This is a genomic window from Klebsiella sp. RHBSTW-00484, from assembly GCF_013705725.1.
Lineage (GTDB): Bacteria > Pseudomonadota > Gammaproteobacteria > Enterobacterales > Enterobacteriaceae > Klebsiella.
In genome coordinates this window covers 3,158,325-3,177,638 of sequence record NZ_CP055481.1, presented here as the reverse complement: position 1 = coordinate 3,177,638, position 19,314 = coordinate 3,158,325, and the positions used below count along the sequence as shown (strand labels likewise).

The following is a 19,314-nucleotide window of genomic DNA, read 5'->3' as shown; positions in this document are numbered from 1 at the left end:
GAAGCCGAATAGCAGTCAAATATTGATTAGTTTTTTACCAGGCAACGCGAGAATCGCCGTCCGAAGAGTATTCCTCAGGCCCGCTGCAAATCAGCGCGTTGTCGTAGATAAATTCGCAAAATCAATATAAATGCCAACGCGACCACCACCGCGGCGAGCAAATAAATAGTGTCCAGATCGTAATAACCCGCCACCCATCCGGCAACCGGGCCGGTTAACCCCAGCGCCAGATCGAGAAATGCCGAATAGGTACCCAGGGCAGTTCCCTGGTTTTGCTCTTCGACCTGTTTCACCGCTTCAACCCCAAGCGCCGGGAAGACCAGCGAAAAACCTGAACCAGTGAGGAACGCGCCGATTCCGGCAATCCACGCAGAAGGGGCATACCAGATGATCAGCAAGCCCAGACACTCCACCACAAAACAGGCTAATGATACCGGCACGCCGCCGTAGCGGGTAATCATGTTGCCCAACACCAGGCGGATGCAGATAAAGCCGACGCTGAACAGGGAAAGTGTAAACGCCGCGCCTTGCCAGCTATGGGCGGAAAAGTAGAGCGTAATAAAGGTGGCGATAACCCCGAAACCCGCGGTGCTCAGCGCCAGCCCCATCCCGTAAGGCCAGATTTTGCGCACCACCACATGAAACGGTGCCCGGATACCCGCCGTCACGCTGACGTCCTGACGGGTACGGGCAAACAGTAGCCCCACGATGGCCACCAGCACCACGACAATGGCAAATCCGCTAATGCCAAAATAGCTATTGAGCAGGACCCCCAGCGGGGCACCGACCGCCATCGCCACATAAGTCGCCACGCCGTTCCATGAAATAACTCGCGAAGTGTGGATCGCGCCAACGGTTTTAATCCCCCACAAGGTTGCGCCGGTGGCGGTAAAACTTTCCCCGACGCCGAGGAAAATACGGCCGACCAGTAAAGCGGCCACCGCCAGCGGCGGCACGGCCTGCAAAAGGACGGCGAGCAGGGTAAACAGCCCGCTCAACATGCAGCAAATAATCCCCAGACTGACGACTTTTTTTGGCCCCCAGATATCGGTATAGCGGCCTGCATGGGGGCGACTGACCAGCGTGGCGATGTACTGAAGGCTGATGACCACCCCGGCGATAAAGGTGCTGTATCCCAGTTGGTAATGGATATAGCCGGGCAACACGGCGAGCGGCAGGCCAATCGAGAGATAACAAATACAGGTAAAGACAACGATCGAAATAATGCGCAGATTAAGCTGAGTGGTGCTGACGGAAGTGGTCATAACGCTAAGTATTTAAAACAAAAGGGAGGCTAAGCATAGCGCAGTGCCGCCGGGCGCGACGAGCAGACCATGCGCTTTCTCAATGATTCAGCCAAACCCACTAAAAAATCTAATGTGTGAAGAGGAATCTGGGCAAGCGGCACGCAACAGAGTATAAAATTTGTTAAATCATCACGGACAATGACCAGGAGAAAGAGTATGGAAGACGATTTAGCGGGTATGGATGTGTTGTTTGTTGCGGGCTTTGGGCCGATAACGCAATCAACCTCAGACAGTAGCGCATTTTATACCGATGCGCTGGGCCTGCCGTTAAAACCGATGCCCAATAATGAAGATTACTTGCTCATCGAACATGGCGCGTTGGGTGGGGTAAAACATTTTGCCCTCTGGCCGTTGGCACAGGCCGCTCGTTCCTGTTTTGGCGCCGACCGCTGGCCTGACGATCTCCCCATTCCCCAGGCGTGGATCGAGTTTGAAGTGCGCGATATTGACTCTGCGACCGACGTGTTGAAAGCCAGAGGCTACCGTCTGCTGGTCGATAACCGCATGGAACCCTGGGGCCAGACCGTGACGCGACTGCTTAGCCCGGAAGGACTGCTGGCCGGGGTTACCGTCACCCCGTGGCTGCGTGAGGGGAAAGAGTAGCGCTATGGTTGTGACTCACAGACTGCGGTTAAATTCCTTAACCGCAGATGATGCGCCACGAATTCAGGCCGTTTACCTGCAGTGGGATACCGTGCATTATCTTGCCTCCAGCCACCAATTTTTAGTTTAACGTGCTTAACTGGGATGTGCGTGTTGGGTTCCAACTGTTGGAAGTAGCTAGAGATGGATGGAATGAATGTTTTTTGATAAGAATTATTCTAAATGATCTCTCCTATCCATTATGGAAATAGAATATCACATCGATAATTCAATTTATTTTAGTAATGCTTAGGAATTCTCACTCATAATTATATATATATAATCCCAATATTTGATGGCAGTTGTTATGTTATTTTAATGAAACTTAAGCTTGCTGTGCTTTAAAGACACATTGTAATATATTTAACTCTGGTTCAAACAAAGGGCGTTAGTTATGAAATTACTTTTTGCACTTTTGGGGATGTTTTTCATTTCATCTGTTTATGCTTATGAATGTGATGGACGTCAATATTGCAGTGAAATGAAATCCTGTGATGAGGCCCGTTGGGTAGCTCGCAACTGTCCAGATGTACGCATGGATGGCGATCGCGACGGTAATCCATGCGAAAATTGGTGTGGGCATAATAGGATTGAAGCACCTAATGCGGCTAAATCCATTTTTGAGAGGAAAAGTCATTCTTTCAATTATCTTGCCACATTAAAAAACGAGAGTATGTCCGCTGAAGTTATCAAGTAGTAGAGCGTTAAAAATAGATGGCAACAATATTTTAATAACTTTTGTTGCCATCTCGAAATACCAGAAAAGATACCTTCTTCCATGTTTAACTACATTTCAGCATAGGTGATATTGTTCATGAGACGTTCTGAGAACGTCTCCCAGTTCTTTGCCGCATGGAACCATTACGACCAGCTTCTGTTTTGCAGCACGACCCGATAGCCGTCGTGGTCGACAAAGGTTTTACCGTTCACGTTCCAGTACGGATTAAACGCGCTGGCCTGCGCAAAACCGGCGGCCAGCATTTTCTCGCATTGCGCATGCCACTGTGCAATTTGCGGATAATACAGCACCAGCAAATCCTCCTCGCTGGGCGAGGGCGTTATCGGATGGTGGTGGCAGAGAGTGAATTCAAGGTGCCAGCCGAGATCCCGACGACCAACCATCACCCCACTAAAACCATCATGATCGGAAAACTGCGCGATTTGCTCAAGTCCCAGCCCTTCGCAGTACATTTTGCTACTGAGTGAAAGGTTGGTGACCGGTCTGGCGATACGCATTTGAATTGGTGTCATAAGTACTTGTCTTGAAGAGCGTTTGGTCGAATGACTGTATCTGCTTTTGCCTCCGGCATTTGTCGGGAAGAGCCTTTCTCGTGAACGTCCATATTTCGCCCCCCGACGAAGCATCTCCATACCTTTTACGTAAAGTCCTTACCATGCAGGGCGACAAGCCTCTGCATGGAGTGACTTGCGCGTCGGGTTAACCGATATCATAATTAAAAGAGAATAATAATTAATAATAATTCTCTTTTTGAGATTAAATTAAAGAGGTAACAGGTGAACGTTGGCGAAATCAGACCTGAGTTAAAGGCTTTTCTACTGGCACTGGCCGGTTCAGTCGTACTGATTATTGGCATGGGCTACGGGCGTTTTGCCTATACCGGCATCCTGCCGTTGATGCTGAATGAGCAGGTGCTCTCGCTGCGCGAAGGCAATCTTGCCGCCTCGGCAAACTACGCCGGTTATCTGGCGGGCGCGTTGCTGCTGGCAAAAGCCAGGCCTGCGGACGCCAGATTGTTAAGTCTGCTTTCCGCGCTGCTAACGTTGCTGTGCATGGCTTTACTGGCGTTTTTAGGTTCGCCACTGGCGATTATCGTGGTACGCGGTATTGCTGGATTGTTAAGCGCAGTCACGTTGATTGCCGCTTCGCTGTGGCTGCTACAGCATATGAAGCATCATAACGGCGCGCCGGTGCTCTATTCCGGCGTCGGGATGGGAATATTTCTGTCGGCTGAAGTTATCTACCTGGGCAAGTCGCTGGCGCTCTCCAGCCAGCAAATCTGGTTGATATGTGCAATAAGCGCTGGCGTCCTGTTTGTGTTGGCTCTGCGCTTATTGCTGAGTCCGGCCGATTATCTTATCGCTTATAAACCTGCCGATACCGCACAGCATGAGCAGGCAGAGGGCGGGGCGCGCGAGGCGTGGAAGCTGCTGCTGATCTATGGCCTGGCCGGTTTCGGCTACATTATTACCGCCACCTATCTGCCGCTGTTTCTCAGCGGTTCGCTGAACGCCATCGATCCGGTGCAAATCTGGGCTATCTTCGGACTTGCGGCGGTTCCGTCATGTTTTGTCTGGCATCGGCTGGTGATTAAGTTTGGCTATCGCCGCACGTTTACTGCAAATCTGCTGATTCAGGCGGCCGGCGTGATCCTTCCGGCGTGGAGCCATTCGTTACCCTTTTGCATATTGAGCGCGCTGCTGGTTGGTTTCACCTTTTTGGGGACGGTGACCATCGCGCTATCGCAGGGAAGGCGGCTGAACCATCTGGTGTCATTCAATATGGTTGCGGCGATGACCGCGACCTATGGCGTAGGGCAAATTATCGGCCCGCTGGTCGCCGAGGCGCTGTATAACCGCAGCGGATCGTTCAATCCTTCGCTGAGCGCGGCGACATTTGCGCTTCTGGTCGCCGCTGCGCTGGTCGCGATGGGAGTCCGGCGGCAGTCAAATATCGGACGCTGATTCAAGGATCTGGCGCATATGTTCAAGGGCCGGTGAGGTATAGCCTTTGCGCCAGATAAGTTGCGTGATCGCTTGTCCGACCGGCTGCACCTGGCACCCCAAGGGCAACGCCAGGGTATCAAGCACGCTTTGTGGCAACAGGCAGGCGTAGCCGCCGGAGGCCACGCAGGCGATCATCGCGTGGTATGAGCTGACGTCCTGAATGTCGACCTGCGTGTCTACCCACTGAGCCAGGAAAATTTCGCCCCGAGCCCGATAGGAACAACCTTCCGGGAAGGCGGCAAAGCGAAAATTTTGCTGATTAACCGGGATGACCAGTACCAGTTGTTCATTAAATATCGGCACGGATTCAATGTCGGCAGGTGCGGCTGCGCCCTGCGGCAGGCAGACCAGTGCGCAATCGAGAGAAGCGTCAAGCACCTGCTGAATAAGCGGGCGGGTCGGCTGCGTTTTTAGCGTCAGCGTCACCTCCGGGCATTGGGTATGGAAGAGAGGGAGAAGTTGCGGCAGACGGCTGGCGGCGGTGGCATCCATCGCCCCCATGCGTAAATTCCCCCCCGGCGTGGCTGGATGCAGCGCCTGTTTGGCCTCTTCGGCGAGGCTGAGGATCTTCACGGCATAGCCCAAAAAGTTCTCACCAGCAGGTGACAGCAGCATCTTCTTATTGCCGCGGGCAAAAAGCTCAACCTCCAGCTCCTCTTCCAGTTGATGAATACGGGTGGTGATATTGGATTGCGCCCGCCCGAGAAGCTTTGCCGCACGGGTGACGCTCTGCTCCTGCGCCACCGTTTTGAAAATCTGTAATGTGGTGTGGTTCATATTTTTATTCTTAATTTGAAAATAATATTGATATTAGCATCTCTAAAAGAGATTTTAATCAGCCAGGCACGCAAATTTTAACAGGACAGCCCATGAGCAACCGGCTTACGCAGCAGCTTGATATCGATTATCCCATTATTCAGGCACCGATGGCGGGGGTCTCGACGCCGGAACTGGCGGCGGCGGTGAGCCATGCCGGGGCGCTTGGCTCGCTGGGGCTGGGATCGTCCACGGTGGCTCAGGCTGAAGCGTTGATCAACCGGACCCGGCAGCTAACGACGCGCCCGTTTAACGTCAATCTGTTTTGCCACGACCCTGCGATCCGTGACCCGCAGCGTGAGGCGCAGTGGATTGAGCAATTGCGCCCCGAGTTTGCCCGTTTTAATCGTCATCCCCCCGAAACGCTGGCGGAAATTTATCTCAGTTTTCAAGAGAATCCACAGATGACAGAGCTGCTGCTCGACCTGGCCCCGGCGGTGATCAGCTTTCATTTTGGTATCCCGGACCGGGAGGTTATCCGCCGGATGCGCGAAAAAGGTATCGTCACCCTGGCGAGCGCCACCTGCGTTGAGGAAGCGCTACGGATCGCAGCGCACGGGATCGATATGGTTGTTGCGCAGGGCTACGAAGCCGGTGGTCATCGCGGGATGTTTGACCCGCTCGCGCCCGATGGGCAGATGAGCACCTTCACCCTGGTGCAGGCGCTAAAACGGCGGGTAGAATTACCGATTATTGCCGCAGGTGGGATTATGGACGGCGCGGGAATTAACAGCGTGATGAACCTTGGCGCTGAGGGCGCACAGCTTGGCACGGCCTTCGTGTTGTGCCCGGAATCCGCCGCCGATGCTGATTATCGGCGGGCCATTAAAGACCGTTCCGATGGGCAGACTTTTTTAACCTCGGCGATTTCCGGGCGTCCGGCAAGATGTATTGCGAATGGCTGGCGTGAGATGAAAGAGCTGCACGCGGTACCGGCGTATCCCGTGGCTTACGATGTCGGGAAAGCGCTGGCGACGGCGGCAAAGGCCCACGGCGATCATCAGTACGGCGCGCACTGGGCGGGACAGGGCGTTAATCTTATTCGTGAGCTTTCGGCTACGGAGCTGATACAAACCCTGATTAGCGAAAGCGGTTTTCAATAGCGAAAACCGCATGTTCCGCTAACGTCGGTGCGCTAAACCGCGCACCAGACGGTCGCCGACCATCTGTACGCCCTGCACAAGCGCGACCAGAATTAGCACCGTCCCGACCATCACCTCATTATTAAAACGCTGATAGCCGTAACGAATCGCCAGGTCGCCCAGCCCGCCGCCGCCAATCACGCCCGCCATCGAGGAAAAACCGATCAGCATCACGATGGTTAGCGTGATACCCGCCAGCAGCGTCGGCAGCGCTTCCGGCAACAGCGATTTAAAGATGACGTGCCAGATATTGCCGCCCATCGACAAAATCGCCTCGATACGCCCGTAATCCACCTCATCCAGCGCATTCTCGGTGAGCCGAGCGAAGAACGGAAAAGCGCCAATGGTGATCGGAACCACTGCGGCGGTACTGCCCAGGGTGGTGCCGATAATCAGCCGGGTGAAAGGGATCAACGCAATCAGCAGGACAATAAACGGCAGCGAACGTCCAAAGTTGATAATTGCGCCCAGTATTGTGTTTAGCTTTGGCATCGGCGACAGACCATTGCGACGTGAGACAAACAGCAGCACGCCGGTGGGTAGCCCGATCAGCACCGTAAACAGTGCCGCCAGGCCGACCATATAAACGGTATCTACCGTGCCCTGAAGCAACAGCGGCCAGAGATCTTGCCAACTCATGCTACCCCGAATAATGGCCTCCCGTGAAATCCGTGGCGGGCGAGAAAATCCCGTTCCGCCTGAGGGTCATGCAGTAGCGATTGTCGCAATCGTGACCACGGGGCTGCCAGCAGATCGGCAATTCTCCCGCTTTCAATAATCTCCCCGTGTTCCAGCAGTGCCGCGTGATCGCAGAGGGTTTTTACCACCTCCAGTTCGTGGGTGATCAGCACGATAGTCAGGTTGAGCTTTTGGTTAATGTCCGCCAGCAGGCTGAGTACCGAGGCGGTGGTTTCGGGGTCCAGAGCGCTGGTGGCCTCATCGCACAGCAGGACATCCGGCCTTGCCGCCAGCGCGCGGGCGATACCGACGCGCTGCTTTTGCCCGCCGGAAAGCTGAGACGGGAAGGCGGCGGCTTTGTCCGCCAGCCCCACCAGCTCAAGCAGCTCCGCGACGCGCGCCCGGCGGGCGTCTTTCGGCACCCTGGCGATCTCCAGCGGCACCGCGATATTGTCGGCCACGCTGCGGGCGTGAAGTAAATTAAAGTGCTGGAAGATCATCCCGGTGCGCAGCCGATACTCGCGCAGCGCGGTTTTATCCATCTGGGTAATATCATTCCCGTTCACAATAATGCGGCCCGAAGTGGGCCGCTCCAGCAAATTCAGGCAGCGTATCAGCGTACTTTTGCCTGCACCGCTGCGCCCGAGGATGCCGTAAACGGCACCTTTTGGTACTTGCAGAGAGACATCGCTTAACGCCGGTCGGCCTGTTCCGGCATAGGTTTTACTCAGCCCGACAACCTCAATCATGACTGAGGGGCTACCGGGATCACCGATCCGTTATATTGTTTACGGATAAATTCAGCAACCTGCGGTGAAGTGAGGTCTTTTGCCAGCGCCTTGATGCGCGGATCGTTAGCCAGCTCCGGCGTGGTCACCAGGATATTGGCATAAGGGTTATTGGTGGCGCTTTCCAGACCCAGCGCGTCTTTTGCCGGAACCAGTCCGGCTTCCAGCGCATAGTTACCGTTGATCACCGCCAGGTCGACGTCGTCCAACGACCGGGGAATTTGTGGCGATTCAATTTCAAGAATCTTCAGATGCTTCGGGTTTTCGACGATATCTTTCGGTGTCGCCAGCGTGGTCGCCGGGTCGGTGAATTTTGCCGCCAGCTTAATCAGCCCCTGGCTTTGCAGTAGAAACAGCGCGCGGCTCAGGTTAGTGGTGTTGTTTGGCACCGCCACGGTGGCATTCTCAGGCAACGATTTAAAATCTTTATGTTTGCGCGAATAAATGCCCAGCGGCTCAATATGCACGGTCGCCGCAACGGCAAACGTTTTGCCGAGCGCCTTTTCCTGATCTTTCAGATAGGGCACGTGCTGGAAATAGTTGGCATCGACGTCGCCGTTAGCCAGCAGTTCGTTGGCATTCACGCCGCTGGTTAATTCGACAATTTTCAAATCGAGGCTGGGATCGATTTTTTTAATGTAGTTCAGGATTTCAGCGTGCGGCACCGGGTCAGCGGCAACGCGCAGCGCGGCGGCCTGAGCGGAAGTCCACGCCAGAGAGAGAGACAGTGCGACCCCTGCCAGTTTAAATGCGGCATATTTCATTATCTTATTCCTTTTGCTTGTTGTTATGTTTAAACGATCAATTGCTCGGCGCGTTCGCGAAAAACATCCTGGTAGTAGCGTTCAGCGACATCAGGATGCGAGCGCAGACGTCCTTTCAAATAATTCCAGCCCACTTCACGCAGCAGCGGGTTTTGCGGGTCGCTATCCGGTCCGAGGGCTTCACGGGCCAGTTCGGGAGGAAGCGTATAAACGGGGACCACGGCATCTAGTTGAGCGCCGAGGAAGAAAGCAATCGACAAACGCTGCCGTGTGGCGGGCGGAGAGACCACCCGGTGCACCGTCGCGCGCAGATAGCCGTTGGTTGCCAGTTCCAGCAGCTCGCCAATATTCACGACAAAGCTTCCCGCCAGCGGCGTGGCGTCAATCCAGCGGTTGGGTGAAACTTCGACCTGCAATCCTTTTTGCTCATCCTGCAACAGAAAGCTGAGAAAACCGGAATCCTTGTGCGCGCCGACGCCCTGGGCGCTTTGCGTTTCCTGTTGGCCCGGATAGCGGATTAGCTTGATATGTTCGTTGGGTTTATCACCATACAGGCCATCAAAGGCATCCTGCGGCAGGTGCAGTGCTTCGGCAAACGCGCGCAGCAGCGTGATCCCAACCTGGGTCATCTCTTGCTGCCAGGTTAGCAATGTCGGTTTGAGTGAGGGCAAGGCGTCGGGCCATAAATTTGGCCCCTGCAGGCGCTGCCAGCGCGGGGCGCGTTCGTTGAGCGTGAGCGCCGGGCGCTCGGCACCGATATCGAACTGCTCGCGCCAGTCCGGCTGACCACGGGTTAATTCCGATGCAGCGCGGTTGTAGCCACGAAAGTGCGGGGAGTGGATCATTGCCACCTGCTGTTTTTGTTCATCAGCAAGGGCAAAGAAATCGCGGGACTGCTGCTGGACGGCCTGTTGCAGCGAGGCATCAACGCCGTGGTTAATCAAATAGAAGAAGCCGATATCGCGCGCCGCGTGGCGCAGGTCGGCGAGGAACGCCGTTTTCTCAGCGGGGTTCGCGTAGAGGGCAAGATCCAGTATCGGTAGGGTTGTCGCGTTCATTGTGTTCTCCGAAGGCGGTTTTCAGGCATTTTCGTTTAGTCAGATTCAGGGTTCGGGGACAACAACAGCGCATGATCGATTCCTCAGTCGGGTGGTTGAAGCCAGCTTGCCTTAAGCGAAAATAATCAACCAATAACGTTCTTTTCTAATTTATGTCTGCGCAGGGTTCTGTGCTTTTGCGAATTTTGGCTAAGAGGAGGGTGAGTCGGGTTGCGCACGGCGTCGTGAGCCAGTATGGTGGGCGAAATTTTTCTATTCAGGTAAAAACACGGTCATGCAGCACGCAAAAGATCCTCTGCACGGTATCACGCTGGAAGCCCTGCTCAACGCGCTGGTCGCTAAATACGGTTGGGCTGAACTGGCGAAGCGCATCAATATTAATTGTTTTAAAAGCGATCCGAGTATTAAGTCGAGCCTGAAGTTTTTACGCCGCACGCCGTGGGCGCGCAAAGAGGTGGAGGAGCTGTATATCGATTCGCTGACGGATGTGGCGTCAGACGTTGCGGATGCCCCGGCAGAGAGTCCGTGGGCGAACTGGCAGAAAAAATAAGGAGCGCAGCGGATATTTCCGCGCGCTCCTTTTGCTATGTCTTACTTACTGAAGATTACCCGCCGTCAGGCTCTCTTTATCGAAAGCATGGCTGACATCAATATGATTTTGATGCACCGAGGTATCTATATTTGAACCTGCTTCTGGTCGCGCAAAGCTATTCTCTGCGGCCATCACGGTAGATGAAAGTGTAGCGGCCAAAAGCAGTGCGGTGACCACGCTGATTTTTTTCATCAAATAGCCCTCCGGAGACCTCGCCCAATGTGGGCAGAGAGAAAGGAGGAAGCTAACCATAATTTGGTTTTACCTGTATACATTTACAGCCCCACAGATTCGTGTATATGATGTGAAATATGAAACGCGCATATAAATACAGATTCTATCCAACAGTCGAACAGGCTGAGCTTCTGGCCCGGACGTTCGGCTGTGTGCGTTTTGTCTACAATTCAATCCTTCGCTGGCGCACTGATGCGTACAACGAGCGGCAGGAGAAAATGGGCTATATTCAGGCCAGCACCCGGCTAACGGCACTGAAAAAAGAGTCGGAATTTGCCTGGCTCAATGATGTTTCCTGCGTGCCGCTCCAGCAGTCGCTACGCCACCAGCAGACCGCCTTTGCGAACTTCTTCGCCGGGCGTGCTGCATACCCGACATTCAAAAGTAAGCGCCATAAACAGGCCGCGGAATTAACCGCCAGTGCATTCAAATATCGCGATGGCAAGCTGTATATGGCAAAGAGTAAAGTGCCCTTAGACGTGCGCTGGAGCCGTGGATTGCCGTCTGTTCCGTCTACCGTCACCCTTTCCAGAGATACCGCCGGACGATACTTCGTCTCCTGTCTCTGCGAGTTTGAGCCTGTATCACTGCCGGTCACTGCTAAAACGGTCGGCATTGATGTCGGTTTAAAAGATTTATTCGTCACTGATACCGGATTTAAATCCGGCAATCCACGCCATACCGCTAAATACGCGGCCCGCCTGGCGCTGCTCCAGCGCCGATTAAGCAAAAAGGCCAAAGGCTCGAAAAACCGCGCCAAAGCCCGCTTAAAGGTGGCCCGATTCCACGCGAAAATAGCCGATTGCCGCCAGGATGCCCTGCACAAGGCATCCCGCAAACTGATCAACGAAAATCAAGTTGTTTGCGTCGAATCCCTGAAGGTGAAGAACATGCTCCGCAACCCGTCGCTGTCCAGAGCGATAGCAGACGCAGGCTGGGGTGAATTTACGCGCCAGCTCCGGTACAAAGGCGAATGGGCCGGGCGTTCAGTCGTTGCTATTGACCCGTTTTTCCCGTCTTCAAAACGCTGTAGCTGTTGCGGTTTCACCATGAAAAAGATGCCTCTGGATGTTCGTAAATGGTCTTGTCCTGAGTGCGACGCAGACCATGATCGCGACATTAACGCGGCGCGTAATATCAAAGCTGCCGGGCTGGCAGTGTTAGCCCATGGAGAGCGGGTAAATCCTGAATTGCGTCACGCGGCTTAGGTTCGGCTCTGCGAAGTGGGAATCCTCACCGTTTACGGTGGGGAGCAGTCAACGTGTTGTCGCTGTCGCCTGTTCTTTTGGCGGCCCGGCAATGTTGTCGATCTTATTTAGTCAGTTCAGCAGTCATATGCACGCGGTTATTAAACTGAGCGCTGGTAATTTTGTATGACGCGCCTTGTTCTGCTGCCTGAGCGGCGATTTTTGCTTCTGCGCGGTCCAGAGTTGAGGCGCTGGCGCTAACGCTTTGTGCAAAAGAACCGAAAGAGATCATAGAGAGAGCAGCAACTGCAACGAAAGTTTTGATGGATTTCATGGTCGTATTCCTTATGTGTTTTATCAGTGTTGGAGCGTTGTTGCCCCGATGTGATAAATAATAGACTGAGCATGCGGTGATTAAAATCGAAACAATTTGCGCATCTTTTTCAGAAAAATTGAATGATTTTAGCGTTTCAACGTTAACCCCACTGAATGGTGATGCGTTGGTTACAATCCGGACTTAATACCATAACAAATATATAAAAAGTTATTTTTCGACTTTAGATATGTTTTTTTCTTGTTTGCTATCCCCTGAACCGCAGCAATATAGTTTTTACACGGCAACAAACGTCGATAAGCGGCGGGTTGGAAAATATATTCACGAATATCTCATTATGATAACTCTCGATAAAATCAGTAAAAGTTTTTCCGGTGAACGGGTGCTCAAAGAGGTTTCGCTGAGCGTAAATCCCGGCGAAATTATTTGCATTATTGGTCCTAGTGGCTCAGGGAAAACAACGCTATTGCGGACGCTTAATTTTTTAGAACCCGCAGATAGCGGACAAATTAAAATAGATGATGTGGCGCTGGACTGTGCAGAGGCGGGTAAAAAAGAAATTGAAAAGCTACGCGCCAAAACCGCAATGGTTTTTCAATCGTGGAATCTTTTTCATAATCTTACCGCACTGCAAAATATCACCGAAGGCTTGATTTATGCCAAAAAGCGCTCGCGCCAGGAGGCTGAAAACATTGCCGAACGGTTATTAAAACAGGTAGGGCTACTGCATAAGAAAGACCACTATCCTCATAGCCTTTCCGGTGGCCAAAAGCAGCGCATCGGTATTGCCCGCGCGCTGGCAATCAACCCCGCTGTACTGCTTCTGGATGAGCCGACTTCGGCGCTGGATCCGGAGAAAGTCGGCGAAGTGCTGGAACTGATACAGGCGATTGCCGCCGAGGGGCAGACGATGATTATCGTCACTCACGAAATGGAGTTTGCCCGCCAGGTGGCTTCTCGGGTGGTGTTTATGGAAAACGGCGAGATTGTTGAACAGGGGCCCGCGGAGCAGATATTTGGTGCCGCGCAGCAGGGGCGAACCCGGGCGTTTCTGGCTCGTTTGCACTACCATGGCTGAGGCTAAAGATGGACAATAACGCGTTGTTTAGCTGGCAGGATATCAGCCAGATTATCCCCAAACTGCTGGAGAATTTACCGATCACCCTCGGGATGACCTTCGCATCATTGCTGTTGGGGCTGATGCTGGCGCTGATTATTGTGGTGCTACAATTTAGTCGATTTACGCCGCTCAGGATTGTTGCAAAAGGGTATACCGATATTCTGCGCGGGGCACCGCTGGCGCTGCTGATTCTGCTTTTTTTCTTCGGTGGCAAACTGATTCTGACGGCGCTGGCGCTTCCACCGCTGTTGGTTGGCGATACCACCTTTGCCATTTTATCTATCTCGGTCAGCATCAGTCCTTATTTCGCCGAAATGATCCGCTCGGCATGGAATGCAATAGATATTGGCCAAAAGGAGGCGATCCGGAGCCTGAATATCCCCTGGCACATTGGCATTCGGCGAATTATTTTCCCCCAGGGATTAATTATTGCTATTCCCAATTTTGGTAATCTTTTAATCAATCTGGTGAAGATGACCTCTCTGGTGAATATTATTGGTATTGTCGATATTTTTGGTCGGGCACAGAAAATCTCACAAAATAGCTATGGTGCTAAACAGGTTGCGGCCTTTATTAGCGTGATAATCGTCTACTGGTTGCTGAATAGTATTATTCTCTATTTTACCACCCGTATTGAAAAGAAATATCAGTTCCTGCTGGAGTGACAGATTAACATGTTTAGCTTTGCATTCATTCGGGATAATTTTACCTTTATTTTGAGCGCACTGCCGGTGACTCTGGCGATAACGCTCTTATCACTACTTTTTTCTACCCTGCTGGGGGCAGTGCTGGCATATGTCATTATTCGCCAGACACCCGGCGTTAAATATGTGGCGAAGATATTCATCTCCTTTGGCCGTTCGGTACCGGTATTGGTGATGCTCTATTTCTTTTTTTATGTCTGGCCGTGGATTGCCGCCGGACTGTTTGGTGGCCCGCAGGAGAAAATGTTCAGCTATAAGCTCTCACCGCTAGTGGCGGCGGTGACCGCGCTGTCGCTGATCTTCAGCGCTTATTTTGCCGAGACATTTCGGGCCGGATGGAACGCGGTTGATAAAGGGCAGCGGGAGGCCGCCTGGTCGATTGGCCTCAGCGGGTTTTCCCAGTTTCGGCGGATTATCTTTCCGCAGGCAGCGGTATCCGCGCTGCCTAACTTCACCAGCGTGCTGATCGATCTGATTAAGGATACCTCGCTGGTTTATACCATCACCGTTATCGACCTGATGGCGAAAGCCAACATCGCCGCCGCACGCGGCTTCCACTTTGTCGAAGCATATTGCGTGGTGCTGGTGATTTACATCGTGTTGTGTCTGGCGATCGCCCGGGCATTGCGCAGCGTAGAAATATCTCTGAGCGCACGCTGGCGAGGAGATGCACAAAAAAGAGTGGCAACTTTATCATTTTGGGGAAAGTATTTTGAAAAATAAAACGTTACTGGTGAGTTCTTTGTTCCTGGCAATGGGAATTAGCGCTGCGCAGGCTGCTGAAAAAAGCCCGACGGCGAAAACGGTAGAAGTGGTGGTGAATGCCAACGGTTTTCCTTTTAGTTTTGTTGACGATAACAATACTATTACCGGTTATGATGGCGATCTGTTAAAGGTGCTGGATCAGCGGCTGGCCAATTATAAATTTCATTTTAATGCTGTCTCGCGCGATGCGATGATAGTCGGCTTATCTACCGGGGCCTATACCCTTGCGGCGGATCACTTTTATCTCACTAAAGAGCGGGCAGAAAAATACGACCACTCCGGTGAACCGACCGGGATCAGCGATTTACGTCTGATCGTGCGTAATAACGAGAACGATATTCATAATCTTGGCGATCTTGCCAGCGGTAAGAAAAAGCTGGTACCGATTCATACCACCGATGCGCGTTATACGGTGATTGAAAACTACAATAAAAAGCACCCGACGCAGCAAATTAATCTGCAACCGAATGGTGAACAGTCTGCCGCTGATATTTTTAAAGCTGTGGCTTCAGGAGAATACGATGCGGCAATTTATCCTATTGGCGCGCTGCTGGCCTTAAATAAGGCGCTAAATCTTAACCTTAAAGCTTCGGATTCTGTCGGCTTATTTCCTAACGTCTATTTATATAAAAAGAATACCGATCCACAGTTGATCAAAGAGATTGATAGCCAACTGGCGGTCCTGAAAAAGGACGGCACGCTCGCCGAGCTTTCACGTAAGTGGTACGCCGAAGATGTGTACGCCTTACCGGGAGCCAATGACGTCAAAGTCAATACCGACTGGGAATAAGCGCATGAGCGAAATCACCGCAAAACCGGCGCATAACGCGGCAACCTTAACTGATGAAGTCACTCTGGCACTGCGCGCGATCACCGAAAAGCGGGCGGCAACCCTCGGTTATCTGCTTGATGAAAGCCGCAAGCGTAACATCACTGATGATTTTGCCCGTGAGGCGATTCGTCATTATGGCCGGGATATTGGGCATAAGATACGCGCGCAGATGCACGATGGACGAGATCTGGAAGCGTTCGCCACGCTGTTTACTCGCGGTCTTGAATCTCAGGTTTATGAGATGGAGCCCGTCAGCGCCAGCCGCACGGAATTTATCGTCCTGTTTCACTATTGCCCTTACGTCAACTGCTGGCGGCAGCAGGGGCGCGATGCCCGTGAAGTTGAGACGCTGTGCGATATCTGCATGGAAGGCGATCATGCGTTAACCGACGCATTCCCGGGACTGCAGTTAGACGTACAGACCGCGCTGGCTCGCGGTGACGCGGGCTGTCGGCTGCGTTTTTATCAGTCAGAAGAGCAGGAGGCATAATGGCAAATGTTCATTTTATCGGGGCCGGGCAGATGGCAGAGGCGATTATTCGCGCGTCTTTAAGCAACGGCACGCTGCGAGCGGAAGAGATCTCGCTGGAGGATATTGATGGTACACGAGTTGATTATCTGCAAAACCTCTATTCGCTGCCGGAGGGGCGCGGGTTAACGGACGCTTCTCTGGTGGTATTGGGGATCCGTCCGCAGGACGATCTGGCGGCGGTGGCTGACCGCGCACGTTCGCAATTGACGGGAGGAACGACGGTTGTTTCATTGATTGCTGGAGTGACGCTGGAAAAACTGTCCTCCCTGTTTGGCGCTGAAACGCCGATTGTCAGGGTGATCCCCAATACTCTGACCGATACCGGATTTGGCTATAGCGGCGCGACCCTAAACGCCCTGGCCAGCACGGAGCGGGTCGAGCCCTTTCTGCGCGGTTTCGGCAAGGTACTGTATCTGCCGGAACGATTGATCGATATCTTCACCGGTTTTGGCGTCGCAGGTCCCAACTATATCTACTACTTTATCGAGTCCTTTACCGATGCCGGGGTGTTGGCTGGGTTGTCGCGTGCTCAGGCCACGGAAGTGGTGCTGGAAAATCTGCTCGGCGCGGTAGAGATGCTGCGCCGCAGCCAGAAGCATCCGCGCCAGCTTCTGGATATCAACAATTCACCGGCAGGAGTGGGGATTCACGGTCTGTACGAGCTGAATAATAGTGATTTCGCCGCCGGGCTTCAGCGTAGCGTGCTGGCGGCGGTCAGGCGCACTCGTGAATTAGGGCTGGGCTAAAACTCTTCTCCCCGCGACAGGTCACGCAGTGCGCCCGGCGCTTTGCCGGTGATGCGCTTAAAGGCGCGGCTAAAGGCGGCATGCGAACTGTAGCCCAGTTTGAAGGCCACTTTTTCCAGCGCCTGTCCCTCATGGGAAATGTACTGCACCGCCAGCCGCATCCGCAACTCGGTCAGGTAGCGGGCTGGCGTGGTACCGGTGGCGGAGAGAAAGCGTTCGGCAAATACCGAGCGGGAGGTTCCCGCCTCGCGAGCCAAATCTTCGACCTTCCAGTTGATTCCGGGCTGTTGGTGCATGACGTAAATGGCTTTGGCCAGCTTCGGGTCGCGCAGCACCTGCACCCAACCGGTGGCATTGCCGCAACCGCACTCCACCCAACCCCGCACAATCAGCGCGGCGACCACATCCGCCAGCCGCGCCAGAATGCCAGCATAGCCCGCCTGACGCGTCAGGGTTTCACGCTCCATGGCGGCGAGCATCGGCTGGATCTCCGGGCGAGTGGTCAACAGGCTGCTGACCAGCATCACTTCCGGCATCGCTTTGACCAGCGGCTGCATGCCGCCCAGTTCAAAGTCCATACAGGCGCTGAAGATAATGGCGCTGTCGCTTTTTTCGTTGTCACAGGCGTTTTTGATACAGCTTACCGAGTTGCAGACCGGTTCGCTGGGAAGTCTGGACACGTTGACCACCTCAGCCTGGTCATCGGAGAGCAGCACATGGCCATCGCCGTTGGGAATAAATAACGCATCGCCGCTTTGTAACATCAGGCGCTGACCGCTGACCATGCGCAGCAGTACCGGTCCCCGGCTAATAAAGTGGAACTGCGCTTTACCGGGCACGAAGCCGAATTCGACGCCGAACGGGCGGCTGGTCTCGATGCGGCGATAGTTAACGCCGGAAAGACGCATGCCGCGCAGCAGTTCACTGGTGAGATCGAGGGCTTGCTGGGTCATTACATCACTCCCGGACGAATTATCAATAATTGCAGAGTATGCATCATAGATCGTCCGGACAGAACCGCCTAATCTTAACGAAATGTTAATTGTTCTGGAGAGATGTATATGAGTTCTTGCATTGCCGCTGAAGAGAGTCTGGCAAGCGCTAAGCCTGCGTGGCGCGCCGTTTATGCGCTGGCGCTGGGGGTGTTCGGCCTGATTGTCGCTGAGTTTCTTCCTGCTAGCTTGTTAACGCCGATGGCAGCAAGCCTTGGGGTCAGCGAAGGCATGGCGGGGCAGGCGGTAACCGCAACGGCGCTGGTGGCGTTGTTCACCGGCCTGTTGATCACTACTGCGACCAGAAACATTGACCGCCGCTGGGTGCTGATGTTTTTTTCCGTTTTGCAAATCATCTCCAGCATGATGGTGGCGTTCGCCGGAACGCTTGAGTTTTTACTGCTTGGACGATTGTTGTTAGGGATTGCGATTGGCGGCTTCTGGTCGATGTCGACCGCCACCGCTATGCGCCTGGTTCCGGCGGCGATGGTACCGAAAGCGCTGGCGATCATCTTTTCTGCTGTGTCGATTGCCACCGTGGTTGCCGCGCCGCTGGGGAGCTATTTCGGCGCGCTGATAGGCTGGCGCAACGTGTTTATTATTTGCGCATTGCCAAGCGTGGTTGCGCTGTTGTGGCAGCTGTGGGTATTGCCTTCGATGCGCCCGGAAAGCGCGGGCAGCTTCGCGACGCTGTTCAAAGTGTTGCGCCGTCCGGGCATGATTGGCGGGATGTTGGCGACTATCCTCATTTTCAGCGGTCACTTTGCCTTCTTCACCTATCTGCGACCGTTTCTGGAGACCGTGGCGCAGGCCAGCGTCGAAGGGGTTTCCCTGATCTTGTTGGGTTTTGGGGTAGCGAACTTCATCGGTACGTCGATTGCCGGTCATCTGCTGGCCAGAAGTCTGCGCATGACGCTGGCGTTGGTGCCGCTGGCGATCAGCGTGCTGGCGCTGATGATGGTGACGTTCGGGCACTTCGCGCTGTTGGATGGTTTGTTAGTGGCGATGTGGGGTTTTGCCTTCGGCCTGGTGCCGGTGGGTTGGTCAACGTGGCTTGCCACTACGGTGCCGGATGAGGCGGAAAGCGCGGGCGGGCTGTTGGTGGCATCTATTCAATTGGCGATTGGCGCGGGTGCGGCAGGCGGCGGAGCGGTGTTCGATCTTAACGGTGCCAGCGGGGTTTTCGCCGGTAGCGGTTTGTTGCTGGTCAGCGCGATGGTGATTGTGTTGTTTGCGGTAAGAGTCAAACCGGTGGTGAGCGAGGAGTAGGGTATTCCCCGGAGGCGGTGCTGGCGCACCTGTCCGTATATGGACACCTCCCGTGATGCAAGCTATT

General features: G+C 53.7%; 23 protein-coding genes. 13 read left to right on the top strand and 10 right to left on the bottom strand.

The window, feature by feature from the left end; genetic code table 11:
* Nucleotides 1-74 precede the first annotated feature (74 nt).
* Entirely contained in the window at nt 75-1,265 is a 1,191-nt protein-coding gene (locus tag HV213_RS15170) for an MFS transporter (protein WP_181482324.1), read from the bottom strand.
* Nucleotides 1,266-1,463: 198 nt separating this feature from the next.
* Between HV213_RS15170 and HV213_RS15165 the strand changes: the two genes are divergently transcribed.
* Entirely contained in the window at nt 1,464-1,910 is a 447-nt protein-coding gene (locus HV213_RS15165; protein WP_181482323.1) for a VOC family protein, read from the top strand.
* Nucleotides 1,911-2,343: 433 nt separating this feature from the next.
* The gene (locus tag HV213_RS15160) at nt 2,344-2,646 is read left to right on the top strand and encodes an excalibur calcium-binding domain-containing protein (RefSeq protein ID WP_181482322.1); all 303 of its coding nucleotides are present in this window, start codon (nt 2,344-2,346) and stop codon (nt 2,644-2,646) included.
* Between the two features lie 164 nt (nt 2,647-2,810).
* On the opposite strand, the gene HV213_RS15155 is transcribed toward HV213_RS15160, so the two are convergent.
* Nucleotides 2,811-3,200, bottom strand: a complete 390-nt coding sequence (locus HV213_RS15155) for a VOC family protein (RefSeq protein WP_181482321.1) — start codon at nt 3,198-3,200, stop codon at nt 2,811-2,813.
* Between the two features lie 264 nt (nt 3,201-3,464).
* Between HV213_RS15155 and HV213_RS15150 the strand changes: the two genes are divergently transcribed.
* Nucleotides 3,465-4,652, top strand: coding sequence for a YbfB/YjiJ family MFS transporter (locus HV213_RS15150; RefSeq protein ID WP_181482320.1), 1,188 nt, complete (start codon nt 3,465-3,467; stop codon nt 4,650-4,652).
* On the opposite strand, the gene HV213_RS15145 is transcribed toward HV213_RS15150, so the two are convergent.
* Entirely contained in the window at nt 4,635-5,471 is an 837-nt protein-coding gene (locus HV213_RS15145) for a LysR substrate-binding domain-containing protein (RefSeq protein WP_181482319.1), read from the bottom strand. The two genes, HV213_RS15150 and HV213_RS15145, sit on opposite strands and share 18 nt — an antisense overlap.
* Nucleotides 5,472-5,563: 92 nt before the next feature.
* Here HV213_RS15145 and HV213_RS15140 point away from each other — a divergent pair, with 92 nt between their 5' ends.
* Entirely contained in the window at nt 5,564-6,613 is a 1,050-nt protein-coding gene (locus tag HV213_RS15140) for an NAD(P)H-dependent flavin oxidoreductase (RefSeq protein ID WP_181482318.1), read from the top strand.
* 18 nt (nt 6,614-6,631) lie between these two features.
* Here the strand turns inward: HV213_RS15140 and HV213_RS15135 are convergent, their stop codons facing one another.
* The 4 genes from HV213_RS15135 to HV213_RS15120 are packed head-to-tail and all read right to left on the bottom strand — an operon-like array spanning nt 6,632 to nt 9,940.
* Nucleotides 6,632-7,291, bottom strand: coding sequence for a methionine ABC transporter permease (locus HV213_RS15135; protein WP_181482317.1), 660 nt, complete (start codon nt 7,289-7,291; stop codon nt 6,632-6,634).
* Nucleotides 7,288-8,079 carry a methionine ABC transporter ATP-binding protein gene (locus tag HV213_RS15130; protein WP_181482316.1) on the bottom strand — a complete coding sequence of 264 codons (792 nt, stop codon included), beginning with the start codon at nt 8,077-8,079 and terminating at the stop codon, nt 7,288-7,290. The genes HV213_RS15135 and HV213_RS15130 overlap by 4 nt, the downstream gene beginning before the upstream one ends.
* Nucleotides 8,076-8,882 carry a MetQ/NlpA family ABC transporter substrate-binding protein gene (locus HV213_RS15125; RefSeq protein WP_139540107.1) on the bottom strand — a complete coding sequence of 269 codons (807 nt, stop codon included), beginning with the start codon at nt 8,880-8,882 and terminating at the stop codon, nt 8,076-8,078. The genes HV213_RS15130 and HV213_RS15125 overlap by 4 nt, the downstream gene beginning before the upstream one ends.
* A 29-nt stretch (nt 8,883-8,911) precedes the next feature.
* A complete protein-coding gene (locus HV213_RS15120) occupies nt 8,912-9,940 on the bottom strand; it encodes an isopenicillin N synthase family dioxygenase (protein ID WP_181482315.1) in 1,029 nt (342 codons plus the stop codon).
* Between the two features lie 274 nt (nt 9,941-10,214).
* Between HV213_RS15120 and HV213_RS15115 the strand changes: the two genes are divergently transcribed.
* Nucleotides 10,215-10,490, top strand: a complete 276-nt coding sequence (locus HV213_RS15115; RefSeq protein WP_181482314.1) for a VF530 family protein — start codon at nt 10,215-10,217, stop codon at nt 10,488-10,490.
* A gap of 45 nt (nt 10,491-10,535) precedes the next feature.
* Here the strand turns inward: HV213_RS15115 and HV213_RS15110 are convergent, their stop codons facing one another.
* Complete coding sequence (locus HV213_RS15110) at nt 10,536-10,724, bottom strand: hypothetical protein (protein WP_110274718.1); 189 nt, start codon at nt 10,722-10,724, stop codon at nt 10,536-10,538.
* Between the two features lie 119 nt (nt 10,725-10,843).
* Here HV213_RS15110 and HV213_RS15105 point away from each other — a divergent pair, with 119 nt between their 5' ends.
* Nucleotides 10,844-11,974, top strand: coding sequence for an RNA-guided endonuclease InsQ/TnpB family protein (locus tag HV213_RS15105; RefSeq protein ID WP_181482313.1), 1,131 nt, complete (start codon nt 10,844-10,846; stop codon nt 11,972-11,974).
* A gap of 103 nt (nt 11,975-12,077) precedes the next feature.
* Here the strand turns inward: HV213_RS15105 and HV213_RS15100 are convergent, their stop codons facing one another.
* On the bottom strand, nt 12,078-12,287 hold the full coding sequence (locus HV213_RS15100; RefSeq protein WP_110274717.1) for a YdgH/BhsA/McbA-like domain containing protein: 210 nt from the start codon (nt 12,285-12,287) through the stop codon (nt 12,078-12,080).
* Nucleotides 12,288-12,624: 337 nt separating this feature from the next.
* Between HV213_RS15100 and HV213_RS15095 the strand changes: the two genes are divergently transcribed.
* Genes HV213_RS15095 through HV213_RS15070 form a run of 6 tightly spaced genes read left to right on the top strand, consistent with a single transcriptional unit; the run spans nt 12,625 to nt 16,986 of the window.
* Nucleotides 12,625-13,365, top strand: coding sequence for an amino acid ABC transporter ATP-binding protein (locus HV213_RS15095; protein ID WP_181486300.1), 741 nt, complete (start codon nt 12,625-12,627; stop codon nt 13,363-13,365).
* Nucleotides 13,366-13,373: 8 nt separating this feature from the next.
* Nucleotides 13,374-14,072: an ABC transporter permease subunit gene (locus HV213_RS15090; protein ID WP_181486299.1), complete on the top strand. Its 699-nt coding sequence runs from the start codon at nt 13,374-13,376 to the stop codon at nt 14,070-14,072.
* Nucleotides 14,073-14,081: 9 nt separating this feature from the next.
* Nucleotides 14,082-14,834 (top strand): amino acid ABC transporter permease, encoded by a 753-nt coding sequence (locus HV213_RS15085; protein WP_181486298.1) that lies wholly within the window; start codon nt 14,082-14,084, stop codon nt 14,832-14,834.
* Entirely contained in the window at nt 14,824-15,666 is an 843-nt protein-coding gene (locus HV213_RS15080) for a transporter substrate-binding domain-containing protein (RefSeq protein WP_181486297.1), read from the top strand. Before HV213_RS15085 ends, HV213_RS15080 begins: the two co-directional genes overlap by 11 nt.
* Nucleotides 15,667-15,670: 4 nt before the next feature.
* Complete coding sequence (locus HV213_RS15075) at nt 15,671-16,198, top strand: L-2-amino-thiazoline-4-carboxylic acid hydrolase (protein WP_181486296.1); 528 nt, start codon at nt 15,671-15,673, stop codon at nt 16,196-16,198.
* Complete coding sequence (locus HV213_RS15070) at nt 16,198-16,986, top strand: pyrroline-5-carboxylate reductase family protein (protein ID WP_181486295.1); 789 nt, start codon at nt 16,198-16,200, stop codon at nt 16,984-16,986. The genes HV213_RS15075 and HV213_RS15070 overlap by 1 nt, the downstream gene beginning before the upstream one ends.
* Here HV213_RS15070 and HV213_RS15065 read toward each other — a convergent pair.
* A complete protein-coding gene (locus HV213_RS15065) occupies nt 16,983-17,939 on the bottom strand; it encodes an AraC family transcriptional regulator (protein ID WP_181486294.1) in 957 nt (318 codons plus the stop codon). The two genes, HV213_RS15070 and HV213_RS15065, sit on opposite strands and share 4 nt — an antisense overlap.
* 108 nt (nt 17,940-18,047) lie before the next feature.
* Here HV213_RS15065 and HV213_RS15060 point away from each other — a divergent pair, with 108 nt between their 5' ends.
* The gene (locus HV213_RS15060) at nt 18,048-19,247 is read left to right on the top strand and encodes an MFS transporter (RefSeq protein ID WP_181486331.1); all 1,200 of its coding nucleotides are present in this window, start codon (nt 18,048-18,050) and stop codon (nt 19,245-19,247) included.
* The last annotated feature ends 67 nt before the right edge of the window (nt 19,248-19,314 follow it).

What these genes read in the sequence shown, in the direction of transcription:
- HV213_RS15160 (WP_181482322.1), top strand. Translation starts at nt 2,344, where the DNA reads ATGAAATTACTTTTTGCACTTTTGGGGATGTTTTTCATTTCATCTGTT.
- HV213_RS15120 (WP_181482315.1), bottom strand. Translation starts at nt 9,940, where the DNA reads ATGAACGCGACAACCCTACCGATACTGGATCTTGCCCTCTACGCGAAC.
- HV213_RS15085 (WP_181486298.1), top strand. Translation starts at nt 14,082, where the DNA reads ATGTTTAGCTTTGCATTCATTCGGGATAATTTTACCTTTATTTTGAGC.
- HV213_RS15095 (WP_181486300.1), top strand. Translation starts at nt 12,625, where the DNA reads ATGATAACTCTCGATAAAATCAGTAAAAGTTTTTCCGGTGAACGGGTG.
- HV213_RS15170 (WP_181482324.1), bottom strand. Translation starts at nt 1,265, where the DNA reads ATGACCACTTCCGTCAGCACCACTCAGCTTAATCTGCGCATTATTTCG.
- HV213_RS15070 (WP_181486295.1), top strand. Translation starts at nt 16,198, where the DNA reads ATGGCAAATGTTCATTTTATCGGGGCCGGGCAGATGGCAGAGGCGATT.
- HV213_RS15110 (WP_110274718.1), bottom strand. Translation starts at nt 10,724, where the DNA reads ATGAAAAAAATCAGCGTGGTCACCGCACTGCTTTTGGCCGCTACACTT.
- HV213_RS15115 (WP_181482314.1), top strand. Translation starts at nt 10,215, where the DNA reads ATGCAGCACGCAAAAGATCCTCTGCACGGTATCACGCTGGAAGCCCTG.
- HV213_RS15145 (WP_181482319.1), bottom strand. Translation starts at nt 5,471, where the DNA reads ATGAACCACACCACATTACAGATTTTCAAAACGGTGGCGCAGGAGCAG.
- HV213_RS15100 (WP_110274717.1), bottom strand. Translation starts at nt 12,287, where the DNA reads ATGAAATCCATCAAAACTTTCGTTGCAGTTGCTGCTCTCTCTATGATC.
- HV213_RS15140 (WP_181482318.1), top strand. Translation starts at nt 5,564, where the DNA reads ATGAGCAACCGGCTTACGCAGCAGCTTGATATCGATTATCCCATTATT.
- HV213_RS15130 (WP_181482316.1), bottom strand. Translation starts at nt 8,079, where the DNA reads ATGATTGAGGTTGTCGGGCTGAGTAAAACCTATGCCGGAACAGGCCGA.
- HV213_RS15065 (WP_181486294.1), bottom strand. Translation starts at nt 17,939, where the DNA reads ATGACCCAGCAAGCCCTCGATCTCACCAGTGAACTGCTGCGCGGCATG.
- HV213_RS15165 (WP_181482323.1), top strand. Translation starts at nt 1,464, where the DNA reads ATGGAAGACGATTTAGCGGGTATGGATGTGTTGTTTGTTGCGGGCTTT.
- HV213_RS15125 (WP_139540107.1), bottom strand. Translation starts at nt 8,882, where the DNA reads ATGAAATATGCCGCATTTAAACTGGCAGGGGTCGCACTGTCTCTCTCT.
- HV213_RS15155 (WP_181482321.1), bottom strand. Translation starts at nt 3,200, where the DNA reads ATGACACCAATTCAAATGCGTATCGCCAGACCGGTCACCAACCTTTCA.
- HV213_RS15060 (WP_181486331.1), top strand. Translation starts at nt 18,048, where the DNA reads ATGAGTTCTTGCATTGCCGCTGAAGAGAGTCTGGCAAGCGCTAAGCCT.
- HV213_RS15135 (WP_181482317.1), bottom strand. Translation starts at nt 7,291, where the DNA reads ATGAGTTGGCAAGATCTCTGGCCGCTGTTGCTTCAGGGCACGGTAGAT.
- HV213_RS15090 (WP_181486299.1), top strand. Translation starts at nt 13,374, where the DNA reads ATGGACAATAACGCGTTGTTTAGCTGGCAGGATATCAGCCAGATTATC.
- HV213_RS15105 (WP_181482313.1), top strand. Translation starts at nt 10,844, where the DNA reads ATGAAACGCGCATATAAATACAGATTCTATCCAACAGTCGAACAGGCT.
- HV213_RS15075 (WP_181486296.1), top strand. Translation starts at nt 15,671, where the DNA reads ATGAGCGAAATCACCGCAAAACCGGCGCATAACGCGGCAACCTTAACT.